Origin of the sequence: Aliiglaciecola sp. LCG003 (assembly GCF_030316135.1) — a bacterium.
Classification (GTDB): domain Bacteria; phylum Pseudomonadota; class Gammaproteobacteria; order Enterobacterales; family Alteromonadaceae; genus Aliiglaciecola.
Genome location: NZ_CP128185.1, coordinates 3670556 through 3682775, shown reverse-complemented (window position 1 = coordinate 3682775; position 12220 = coordinate 3670556). Strand labels below are relative to the sequence as shown.

Below are 12220 nucleotides of genomic sequence, written 5' to 3'. Positions count from 1 at the left end.
GCAAAGCTCTATGTTCAGCAAAGCCCGGACATTTCCGGGCTTTTTATTTACTTATCCAAAGTTCTAATAACTTTGATAAATGAATATTACCTTTTAAGGAGTAGACAGTGACAAGCATGCCACAACAATCATTGGACTTTCTTAAATCCTCAGCACCTTTTGATATTCTTGATTTGGATGATATAACTCGGTTGGTCAAACACATCACTGTTGCTTATGTGAGTGAAGAAAATGCAGCGCAGATTGTCAGCCAGAAAAAGCGTTCACTGTTTCTGATCAGCAGTGGTCAATTTTCAGTCAAAGATTCAAACAATGCTGAAGGTCACCTAAGTGAAGGTGATTTCTTTGGTGTTGATAATCTGCTCAATCATCTTGATCAAACTATTCAGGTCAAAGTTGACCGAGCTGGATTAATTTATTGTATTGATGCCGCAGCAATTAATAGTTTAATTGAAGAACACCCTAAAATTGCACAATTTTTTCAAACCTATCACTCTGAGCAGTTACATCAAGATGCTGTAACCGATTCTAAATCCATGTGGTTGTATAAACCCATAGAAGAAGTTTTATCAGGACAGCCGATAAGTGTAGATTTGGGTACGCCAATTTTGCAGGGGGTACAATTGATGTCTCAGCATAGTATTTCGTCATTATTGGTCACGCAACAAGACAAACTAGTGGGTATACTGACGGATAGAGATGTTCGCAATCGAGTGGTAACTGAACAGGTCGACGTGCACAGTCCAATTGAAACTATAATGACGTCTGATCCGGCTAAAATTAGCCAGAATAAAACCTTGTTTGACGCGCTCTGCGTGATGACCGAACACAATATCCATCACCTTCCAGTAGTCGACCATATCACTGAAACGCCTGTGGGTATGCTCACCGCCAGTGATATGATCAGGCATCAACGTGGCAACGTGCTGTTTATCATTAATGAGTTGTCAAAAGCACAAAGTCTTTATGATCTTACCCGCTTGAGTTGGCAGCTCCCACATTATTTCGCTAAACACGCCAAAAGGCTAGGGGACTTTGATATTGCCGGAAAAGTGCTGTCCCAAGCCACGGATATTATGACACGAAAACTGATTCTGTTTTATCAGCAACAGCATGGTAGTCCACCATTTGATTATTGCTGGTTAGTATATGGCTCCCAAGCCAGAGACGATCAAACCATGGGTTCTGATCAAGACAATGCGATGCTATTAGCACGCAGTCCAGATGCACAAGAGGCCGAGTATTTTTCATCACTGGCTGACTATGTCTGCAAAGGGCTGGGGAAATGCGGTATCAAGTTATGTGATGGCAATATAATGGCAAGCAATCCCGATTTAAGAATGTCAGTGCAAGAGGCTATTCAGGAAACTCAGAAATGGGTAAGACAACCTACTACGGAAGCCATTCTTCATTTTAATATTTTCCTTGATGTTCGTGCGGTCGCAGGGAACAAAGCGCTCCTCGATAACTTGCAAAAAGCTCGTGAGCCACTCCTGAAACAACCAATATTTTTAGCGGCTTTAGCCCGACATGCAGAAGAAAATAGTGTGCCTTTGTCGATGTTCCAACAGTTTGTCTACAAAAAGGGCCACAGCCGGGATGACTGCATTGATATTAAAACCAATGCGGTGGCTATCATCAACAATCTGGTGCGGATTTACGCTCTTGCTAGTGGTTTGAAAATGCCTTCTACTTTGGCCCGACTAGAAAATTTGCAGGATTCATCACAATTAACTCAAAGTGATGGCAATAATCTACGGGATATTTGGTTGTTTTTAAATCGGTTGCGCTGGCGACATCAATTACAGAACAATGCCACTGATAACTATGTGTGTGTGTCCGATTTATCTTCTATTGAGAAGCATCAGTTAAAAGCCGCATTTAAATCGATAAAACGAGCGCAACAAGCTGTATTAGTTAAATTTTCGGCTGGTATGGGCTAATGTGGCAGTCCCTCATAAACTGGTGGACGCCATCGTTGGCTTTGCCTGAGAAATTTCGGACTCAACCTTGGGGTCAGATCCCATTTTTAGCCGTTGATCTCGAATTGACCTCTTTGGATGCAGAACAATCGAATATATTGTCAATAGGTTGGGTGCAAGGAAAAGCTAGCCTGATCCCCCTTGAAACATGCTATTACAAGGTGATTACCACTACCGCATCTTTGCATCAAAGTCCGATAATTCATGGCCTTGTGGGGCAAGATATTGAAGATGGTGAACCAGTTAGAGTCGCCCTTGAACATTTATTAGACTACGCTCAAAGCCATGTTTGGGTGTTTCATTGTACTAATTTGGATATGTCAGTGTTAACTAAGGTGTATCACAAGCTGGGGATTTCACTGCCGCAATTAGTCACAGTTGATACCTTGCGATTGGCCTTATATCAGCTTAATAAAGCTCATCAAATTCCAGCTCCTAATGCGGCGACCTTAACATCCTGCCGGCAACGTCATAATTTACCCTTGGCACCGGCTCACAACGCATTAGATGATGCATTAGCTACAATGGAATTATTGTATGCACAATTACGTCAGTTTGACCCATTGGGCCGCGAAAGCTTCGCAAGCCTGATGTCCACTGGTGCCGTCAAAGTATTTCAGCATAAACCGATTTAAAGGGCTTTTTTGGTTGGCATAACCACGTTTGCAAAAATTAGCCCTGCCACCAAAGACATTAATATTAAGAAGGTTTCCTGCCCAATATGGTCGGCTTTGATAAAATCTTGCCCCGAGATAAACGAATTCAAACCAATATAGGTTTTTGAGCCGGGGACTAACACGATTAAACCGTGCATAGCCACGATAGTCGATGGTGCGTTGGCAATACGGGAAAACAAATTGGAAAATACCCCCAGAGCGAATGCCCCCATAAATGCGCCCAAGCCATTTTCCAAATAAGCTGAGCTTAAAGTCGAAGCACCGTACGCGATGAAAGTCGACGCAACTGCCCAAGGAACATGTTTGAGTCGAGTACGAAATATAGCGACTAGGCCGGTACTTAACATCAACACGCCAAGCCAATTCACCCATAGTGGCAGGGTATCAGCCGCTTGTAGCTCTTGTTGTCCAAATATGTGATAACCCAAGCTGATACCCAAAAATGCTCCGAAGTAGAGCTTAAACAGCTGCATAATGGCATCCATAACCCGCGCTGTACCGGAGACTAAATTTCGAGATGACAACTCTGCTAGCCCCATAGTAAGAGACAGCCCAGGGACTAAAATAATTAGTGAAGATAAAATGATCAGCCAAACATTAAAACCAGAAGAAAAATAATAACAAATCGCACAGGCGAGGAAGCCCACAGAGAAAGAGGCGACTGGCTCAAGCATCAAGTTGACGCGTTTGGATTTTTGCGCCCATAGTGTCCAGAAATACACCATCAGGCCGAGTAAACCTGAACAGGCAATCTCGGGCCAGCCTGCTCCCATCAACATAGCAAATGCGCTGGTTGAAAGCCCAAAGGCTACACCAGTGATCGATTTATTGTAGGGACTTGGCGTAGAATCAATTTCATCGAGACGCTGGCTAGCTTCTTCCAGCTCAATTTCTCCCGATAATAACTGATAGGCAAGCTCATCAGTTAATGACAGCGAATTCATGTCGAGTTCGCCCGGTTGGATACGGACAGAGTGATTATACTCGTCTTCATGCCGATCGCTCCACAGAACAATAGTCAGCGATGTGGGGGTGGAAATAAACGATGCATGTAACCCAAAGTAGGTGGCAATTTCACTTAGATAGGCTTCTAAACGAAAAGATGGTGAACCATACTTATGTAACATTTTTCCTAATTTAAGGATAAATTTACGTATCTGGGCAAATTCTGATTTATGCATTCTAAAATTCAACTACTGAGTGTGCGGCCTAAGCCAAAAATAATGAAGGTAAGTACCCAAAGGCGCGCAGTTTAGTGGGCGAATCAAATCATTGCAATGAACATTTTTTGTGCATTTGGAATTAAAAAAACTAATCCATATATTGGCGATCATAGCTTGTGAAAATGACTTAGGGTTTCAAGTGCCAATAAGAAAACATCAGCACTGTGTTCACCATCAACATTCTTGACCACAGTCACCGCCCGTTGATGATCGCGGCATAGTATCATCATGGTTGTGCCACCATTACTGCCGCCAGCATGCATTGCTGCATTGTCAAAGCTAGCCATAAGTTGCTGGGCCCTAGAATTGTCTTGGTAATAGCTTCGACGTTTAAAACTGTCGAAATTAATCATCCAGCCAATGCCAAATCCATTTGTACTGCCATCGTTTAATTTTGTCGGACTAAATAACTGACTTAATGACTCGGCTTGTAAATAGCCTGGCGAAGCGTGGGCGACAGCAAAACGGGAGATATCTGACGCCGTAGCGAGAAATCCGCCTCCGGCATACTTATAAGAATGGTCCGTTTGTGGAGCGTTAAACAGTTTTCCATCAATTGTATTATAGGGGCGTTGGCGAAAGGCTATGATGTCGGCCTGGTCGTCGAATACTGAGTCTTGCATACCAAGTGGCGCAAATACTTGCTGTTGCACAATTTGCTTAAAATTCAGCGGGGAGTTGGCACCTTCCAGTGCCGCTGCAATCAGACTAAAGGCGAAAGTAGAGTATTGGGTTTTATCACCGGGTTTAAAAAGTAAATTATCATCTTTAAATATTGTTAAACTGCTGGATACATCGGCAAAATGTTGATTCATTAAAAACTCATCACTGTTATTGTAGTGACGTATGCCAGCGGTATGCGATGCTAATTGGCGTAATGTCAGTGGAGCATGTTTAGTCGGCCAAACACTGACATACTCAGTTATCCCCCTATCCAGATCAATTTTTTGTTGCTCTAACAAACGCATCATCGCTGCCACTGTAATCAATTTGGCAACACTACCTATACGCATTTTGTGCTTAGGCGTCATTGTTACTTGATTTTCTATATCCGCTAATCCATAACCGTTAGCCCAGACTACTCCGGTGTTGTCGGCAATTGCAACACTGATACCAGGCACGGTGCTAGCGGACACAGCTTGTTGAAATTTTGCATCTATCTGCGGCAATACTTGCATAGTTTTACCATGTGCCAAGCCTACAGTGAGCCACAATATTGTATTCAACAAGATAATCTTGGGCGATGTAGCTAACTTTAGAACAAGCATAGGGCGAACCTCTTTGATGACCAATTAACACTGGTCTATTGAATTCTGTTATATAAAATAATGAAAAACTGGTATTGAGCTATTAGATATTCTATTGCTTTAGTAACAATCTGATTCACGTACAATTGATGTGGACGTTATTCTGATCTATATCGTTTGGTTGCGTATCCTTACCATGATCTAAATACGCTTGATAGAAGTAAAAGCTTAATATAGATGAAAATTTTCAATTGCTTTTATAATCTAAAGGTATATGTTTGCATAGATTTTGGGCTTATTACAATAGCCGATGAACCCTGTCACGGCAAAGCAAAGTTGCTAGCATTTTAGGTGGATTATGATTGGATACAAAATCTTTTTGACCTGGTTTAAAATGACTTTATGGATGTTGAGTTTGTCCTGCGTTGCTCAGGTTGCCCAACCTGCGCGGGTGACTTTTGTGCTCAATGCACCAGGCGCGCCTCCGTATTCGTATTTGAACTCTCAAACCAATGAGTACCAAGGTGTGGTAGTGGATTTCTTTGCTGCGCTAGAACGAAGTTTGCAGCTTGAAGTGGTTTATCTTGATTCGAGTCGCGCCCGAAGTGAAAAATTTTTACACGAGGGTAAAGCGGATATCATGTTATCAAGCACTGCATGGTTGGTGACTCCAGAGAAATTGATCTACAGTGCTCCATTATTAAAACATCAAAGTTATTTGTATGGGCTTAAACCTTTACCGGAAGCATTCAGCCTAGACACAGCACCTCGTTTAACAATCTGCACTAGGCGTTCATATTTTTATCCGATTCTGCAACCTTATTTTGCACAACGAAAATTGATGCGGGCGGATTCAAGTAGCCAAAGCACTATGGTCAACATGCTGGTAAAAAACCGTTGCGACCTAGCCATTATGAACGAATACAACGCGCTGGCTATATTCAATGAGGCCCAATTTTGTAAAACTACCTTTTATCAATCCGTTGAACCTATCAGCAGTGTTAACTTGAACTTTATTTTGCGACCAGAGTTGACGGACATACAGGTATTAATCAATCAACATTTAGTTAAATTCATTAGATCTGGCGAATTAGAACAGTCAATGCAAAGGCATGCTAAAAAAATTAACTTGGCCAAGCGCAATGCATGCCTAAATTTTACAGAAATGGAAGACAAAGCAGAATTAACCCAGCTAACCAAATAGTTTCTAGTAGCAGCAGTATTATTGGTTTAGCGCCAACCAGTAATAGTTGTTTGAGATTAGACTTCATCCCTATGGCCGCAATAGAAATTACTAAAGCGAAGCGCGATACATCGTTGGCTGTCTGGGTCACCAGTTGGGGCAAATCGAAAAAGCTGTTGCAACACATCAGCACGACGAAAGCGATTAAGAATAAGGGGAATGATGGTGGAGAGTCAGTTGCGTTTTTAAAATTTAAGCGCATAACTAGTAAAAGACATAGCACTACAGGCATCAACAAAGCTACCCGTACTAATTTAGTTAAGGTGGCGAGATTACCAGTATGCTCAGATACTGAATAGCCCGCCCCCACCACCTGCGCGACATCATGGATAGTGCCGCCTAAAAAGATACTCGTGCTAGTCTCATCTAAATTAAGTAGACCGGCAATTATAGGGTAAATTATCATCGCTAGAGTTGATAAAGATGTTACTCCAATGATAGTTAATAAAGTGTCTCTGTCTTTATGCTTATCATTTGGTAGCACCGCTGAAATTGCCATGGCGGCTGATGCACCACAAATCCCCACGGCGCCACCGGTCAATACGCCAAAGCGTTTGCTTAGACCAAATACTTTAGCCAACAAGATTCCGACCACAATGGTACTGGCTATTGCAACAATAAGCAGCAAAGCGGTTTTCCATCCAAGGGCAATCAAATCACCTAATGCAATGCGCAATCCAAGTAGCGCAATGCCGAAACGCAGCACATGACTGGCGGTAAACTCTATACCCGCTTGGCATTTAGTCTCCTCATAAAGGAATGACAAAGCAATACCCAACAACAATGAAAACAGCATGGCTGGAGCAGCATAGTGCTGGCTGAGAAACAATGCTGCCATGCCGACAATTGTTACGACAATAATGCCGGGTAATTTTGGGGTGATATAATTCATTTAGATGAGTGCCATTAAGCTATCGATTGTCAGGGGGTACTGGCACAGCATAAGTATCTGTTTACTCTGCGTCTAGTGAAATACGAAGTAAAAGTGAGGAGCTAAGCTAAGCAGGGTTCCTCTGTATGCAAAAGCCTAGGTAAACCGGAGATGAAGTAGTTAGCGCGCTGATTTTAATGTGATGCTTTATCTATGTGATGGTGAAATAGCTAACAATGAATTGGGTACCAACAGGCAAATGCAAAAGTTAAGGAGCAAAAGCAAATATGCGGTTAGTACCCAAAAGGTCACATTATAGTTTGCTGATCTCTGCATTCGACTGTTCAAACTCGTCTGGCGGTATACTTTGAGCAATTAATCCGCCTCCAAATGCGCGATATATTTCAACAATTTGAGCGAACACCTGCGCTTGGGTTTGGGCTAGATTATCTTTTGCTTGCAGCACGATTCGTTCGGCATCAAGCAAAACTAAAAGGTCAATAGTACCAGCATCATACTGCAGTTGAGCGATGTGCTGTGCCCCTTCACTGGCAACAACTTGCTGACGAAGTAAATTGAGTCTTAGCTGGCTTTGAGTGTATACGGACAAAGCTGTTTGCGCTTCGTTTAAGGCATCAAGTACCACCTTATGGAACTGGTGCTTGGCGCTGGTTAATTGCGCATCGGCGATGTCCACTTGCGCGAGCATAGAGCTGAAGTCCAAGGCTGACCACGAAATACTGGGAGCAATCGACCATGCTTTAGTTTGATTGCCCAAGTAGGCTAAATCGCCGGACAAAAAACCAACGAAACCCGACACACTAATATCAGGGTATAAACTCGCAGTTTGAAAGCCTAATTGTGCATTGGCAGCAGCTAGTTGGCGTTCAGCTAGCAGTACGTCGGGACGTTGATTTAGCAAGTTGGCGGTGACACCGATTGCCACTGGCCGGGTCAACACTAAGTGCTCAAGGGGAGTTATGTCTGAGCTATAAAATTGTCTAGGTTGGAATATTGATAGGCTATCATCCTGAGGCGGCAAGCCCGCAAGGGTTTTGATGCTATTTTCAATCCTAATTGACTGGGCGGTCAAAGCGGGGATCCTGGCTTTAACTCCTAATAACTGAGCCTCAATTCGCAGCCCATCTAGCTCGGATACAAACCCCGCATCCTGGCGCGCATCAATCACTTGTTGAGTTTTCCCCAGACTGCCTAAATTGCGTTTAGCCACTTCAATCTGTGTTTGTAGGCCGTTCCACTCGCCATATAAGGTTGCGACTTGGGCCGCTAAATTAACTCGTACTTGCTGCCATGCATAGGTTTGCACTTGCACATCGGCTTCAGCTACCTGACGGGCAAACTCCAGCTTGTTAAACAAATCTAAGCTCCAGCGTAAATCAGATCCTGCTCTATAACTGCGAGAATTGAGCCGCGCTTGACTGCCACCAATTACGACTTGGTCGCTGACGGTATAAGTTGCACCGATTTCGCCTTTAGGCAGGTCGTCATTGTCCGCATCGGCAAACATGGCATAAGCAGCCTCAATATTCGCTTGAGCGATAGCCAACGACGGATTGTTTTGCAAGGTAATAACTATCAGTGCGTTTAATCCCTGGTCGTCAAAATGCTGCCACCAATGGTTATCTCGCTGGCTCAATGAGGTGCCCGCCGCCGATTTGATTTGCACTTGGTTAACTCGCAGTTCCAACGGCGCTTGATATGCATCAATTACCTGCACGCAACCTGATAAAATAAGAGCACTTGCGATGGCTGGCAATATTCTTAACGACTTATGCCCCATGATGGCTTCCCTCATTGCTTGATTGATTAGGCGCTTTCAAAGGCAATTTATTGGCGTGACGACGTCTAACCAAGTGATAAAATACAGGGGTTAAAACTAAGCCAAATAGGGTTACCCCAATCATGCCGGAAAAGACCGTAATACCCATCGCTTGACGCATTTCTGCTCCTGCACCGGTTGAGAACGCCATAGGGACTACACCCATAATGAAGGCAATTGAGGTCATCAGGATTGGCCGCAAACGCATACGGGTTGCTTCCATCAAAGCGTCCATTAGGTTCAACCCTTGGTGTTCTTTTTCTTTGGCAAATTCGACGATCAATATGGCATTCTTGGTAGCCAATCCGACTAGTACTATGAGACCAATTTGGGTGAAAATATTGTTGTCACCACCGGCTAAAATCACCCCTGTCATCGCGGATAACAGTGTCATTGGCACAATCAGAATGATAGCTATTGGCAAACTCAAACTCTCGTATTGCGCCGCCAGCACTAAAAACACTAGTAACACTACTAGTGGGAAAACTAGCATGGCGGTGTCACCGGCTAATATCTGTTGATAGGTTAAGTCGGTCCATTCGTATGACATGCCTATGGGTAAGGTTTCGTCCAATATTTTCTCAATGGCTGTTTGTGCCTCACCTGTGCTGTAACCTTGCCCCGGTGCAGCATTAATTTCTGCAGTTTTAAAGCCATTGTAATGCATCACTCTATCGGGGCCGGCGACAAATTCAACGGTGACGAAGGAACCTAATGGGATCATCTTTCCTTGGGCATTTCGCACTTTTAATTGAGTGACTTGTTCAGGCTCTTGCCGAAAGGTATCTATAGCTTGCACGTTTACCTGATATGTCCGACCAAACTGATTGAAATCATTAACATACAAGGAGCCAAGATAAACCTGCATGGTTTGGAATATTTCGCTGATGGAAACCCCTTGCATTTTGGCTTTTTCCCGGTCAATTTGCACATCTAACTGAGGAACATTCACCTGGTAGCTGGAAAATACGCCCGCTAGTTCTGGGGTTGCCCATGCCTTTTGAGTAACTTGCTGGGTAACTTCATATAGGGCTTCATAACCAAGGTTAGCTTTGTCTTGGATTTGCAACTTGAAGCCACCAATGGTGCCCAAGCCCTGGACTGGAGGTGGTGGAAAGATTGAAATGAAGGCATCTTGAATAACTGAAAATTTCTGGCCTAAATCTGCGGCGATAGCATTTGCCGATAAGTTGTCAGTATTACGCTGCTCGAAATCTTCAAGCGTCACGAAAATGATGCCGCTGGATGGGCTGTTAGTAAACCCATTGATGTTCAATCCAGGAAACGCCACGGCAGATGCCACACCTGGATGTTCCAGCGCAATTCGGGACATCTCTCGAATGACCTCTTCGGTGCGATCTAATGAAGATGCATCAGGCAACTGTGCAAAAGAGACTAAATACTGTTTGTCTTGGCTGGGCACATAGCCTGTTGGTGTGCTGGCAAATTGACCGTAAGTTAAAGCCAATAGACCCACATAAAGTACCATCATAATAGCACTGGAACGTACCACTTTTTTGACTGTAAAACTGTAGACTTTTTCGCCTCGAGCAAAGACTCGATTGAAAGGCTTGAACAGCCAATAACCGAAGAGTTTATCCATCAGACGAGTTAACCAATCTTTCGCTTGTGATTTGTCTTTAAGCAGTATTGCGGCCAAAGCAGGGCTAAGAGTTAATGAGTTGAATGCTGATATAAATGTAGATATGGTGATAGTAAGTGCAAACTGCTTGTAAAACTGTCCGGTTAGGCCTGACATAAACGCAGTGGGAATAAAAACCGCAGCTAAGACTAAGGTTGTGGCTATGATTGGGCCAGTTACCTCTTTCATTGCTTTTTGGGTAGCAGCAAGAGGGGCGAGGCCCTGCTCTATATTTCGTTCGACATTTTCGACCACTACAATTGCGTCATCAACTACAATCCCAATCGCCAGTACTAGACCGAAAAGAGACAGGGCATTTAGCGAAAAGCCAAGTAAATGCATCACCGCAAATGTCCCTACTAGAGAGACTGGGACAGCCACTAAAGGGATTATCGACGCTCGCCACGTTTGTAAAAATAGTATGATCACAATAACCACAAGTAAGATGGCTTCGAGTAGGGTGGTGATCACCGCATCAATGGAGCCTCGCACAAATACTGTAGGGTCGTAGGCAATTTCATAGCTTACGCCTTGGGGGAAGGTTTGTTGAAGCTCGGCCATTTTACGGCGCACATTGTCCGAAATATCAATTGCATTAGAACCAGGAGCCTGAAAGATTGGCATAGCGACTGCTTGTTCGTTGTTTAGTAGCGAGCGCAACGCATATGAATTTGAGCCCAATTCAACTTTAGCTAGGTCATTTAAACGAGTAACCTGGCCGGAATCGCCCACTTTAACAATGATATTTCTGAACTCTTCTTCGCTGTTTAAGCGCCCTTTGACATTGATCAAGAACTGAAAATCACTCGCACCTGTGGGTTGAGCTCCCAAACTACCTGCAGCCGCTTGTTGATTTTGCTCGCGAATAGCATTGACGACGTCAGAAGTACTCAAATTCAACGCGGCTACTTTTTCTGGGTCTAACCATACACGCATACTGTATTCGCCAGCACCAAAGATCCGTACATCACCCACTCCCTCTATAGCATTGAGTTGGTCTTTCACATTTAGCTGTGCATAATTAGACAGATACAAGGTATCGTAATCATTGTTAGGCGAGGTTAAATGTACCACCATAGTCAAATCTGGAGATGACTTTTGGGTTACTACGCCAAGTTTTTGCACCACCGCTGGTAATCTAGGTAGCGCACGGTTTACTCGGTTTTGCACTAGCGTTTGCGATTTATCCACATCGGAGCCAATTGCAAAGGTGATGGTTAAGGTCATACGTCCATCAGAGGTAGCCTGTGATGACATATATAACATGTTTTCGGTGCCCTGAATTTCTTGCTCCAAAGGACCAGCAACTGTATCAGCTATGACTTTAGGATTAGCTCCAGGATAACTCGCGGTGACCACTACTGTGGGGGGAACCACTTCTGGGTACTCAGTTATGGGCAATTGCCATACCGCTAGAGCACCAGCGATAAAGATTAAAATCGACAGCACCCCTGCAAAAATAGGGCGACGAATAAAAAATTGCGAAAAATTCATG

Annotated in this window: 8 protein-coding genes; 3 read left to right on the top strand and 5 right to left on the bottom strand. The window is 43.7% G+C overall.

Translation table 11 applies throughout. The features are described from left to right. The first annotated feature begins 107 nt into the window (after positions 1 to 107). Together QR722_RS15985 and QR722_RS15980 are read left to right on the top strand one after the other, a co-directional pair. Entirely contained in the window at positions 108 to 1943 is a 1836-nt protein-coding gene (locus QR722_RS15985; RefSeq protein ID WP_286283941.1) for a putative nucleotidyltransferase substrate binding domain-containing protein, read from the top strand. Beyond that, positions 1943 to 2617: a 3'-5' exonuclease gene (locus tag QR722_RS15980; RefSeq protein WP_286283940.1), complete on the top strand. Its 675-nt coding sequence runs from the start codon at positions 1943 to 1945 to the stop codon at positions 2615 to 2617. Before QR722_RS15985 ends, QR722_RS15980 begins: the two co-directional genes overlap by 1 nt. Here the strand turns inward: QR722_RS15980 and QR722_RS15975 are convergent. Both QR722_RS15975 and QR722_RS15970 read right to left on the bottom strand, forming a co-directional pair. Next, a complete protein-coding gene (locus QR722_RS15975; RefSeq protein WP_286283939.1) occupies positions 2614 to 3840 on the bottom strand; it encodes a threonine/serine exporter family protein in 1227 nt (408 codons plus the stop codon). The two genes, QR722_RS15980 and QR722_RS15975, sit on opposite strands and share 4 nt — an antisense overlap. 149 nt (positions 3841 to 3989) lie before the next feature. Next, positions 3990 to 5150 (bottom strand): serine hydrolase domain-containing protein, encoded by a 1161-nt coding sequence (locus tag QR722_RS15970; protein WP_286283938.1) that lies wholly within the window; start codon positions 5148 to 5150, stop codon positions 3990 to 3992. A gap of 337 nt (positions 5151 to 5487) precedes the next feature. Here QR722_RS15970 and QR722_RS15965 point away from each other — a divergent pair, with 337 nt between their 5' ends. Then, complete coding sequence (locus QR722_RS15965) at positions 5488 to 6333, top strand: substrate-binding periplasmic protein (RefSeq protein WP_286283935.1); 846 nt, start codon at positions 5488 to 5490, stop codon at positions 6331 to 6333. Here QR722_RS15965 and QR722_RS15960 read toward each other — a convergent pair. From QR722_RS15960 to QR722_RS15950, 3 genes are all read right to left on the bottom strand, one after another. Further along, positions 6287 to 7264: a YeiH family protein gene (locus QR722_RS15960; protein WP_286283934.1), complete on the bottom strand. Its 978-nt coding sequence runs from the start codon at positions 7262 to 7264 to the stop codon at positions 6287 to 6289. The two genes, QR722_RS15965 and QR722_RS15960, sit on opposite strands and share 47 nt — an antisense overlap. Before the next feature lie 292 nt (positions 7265 to 7556). After that, a complete protein-coding gene (locus QR722_RS15955; RefSeq protein ID WP_286283932.1) occupies positions 7557 to 9044 on the bottom strand; it encodes an efflux transporter outer membrane subunit in 1488 nt (495 codons plus the stop codon). Further along, complete coding sequence (locus QR722_RS15950) at positions 9034 to 12219, bottom strand: efflux RND transporter permease subunit (RefSeq protein WP_286283930.1); 3186 nt, start codon at positions 12217 to 12219, stop codon at positions 9034 to 9036. Before QR722_RS15950 ends, QR722_RS15955 begins: the two co-directional genes overlap by 11 nt. Position 12220: the final 1 nt, after the last annotated feature.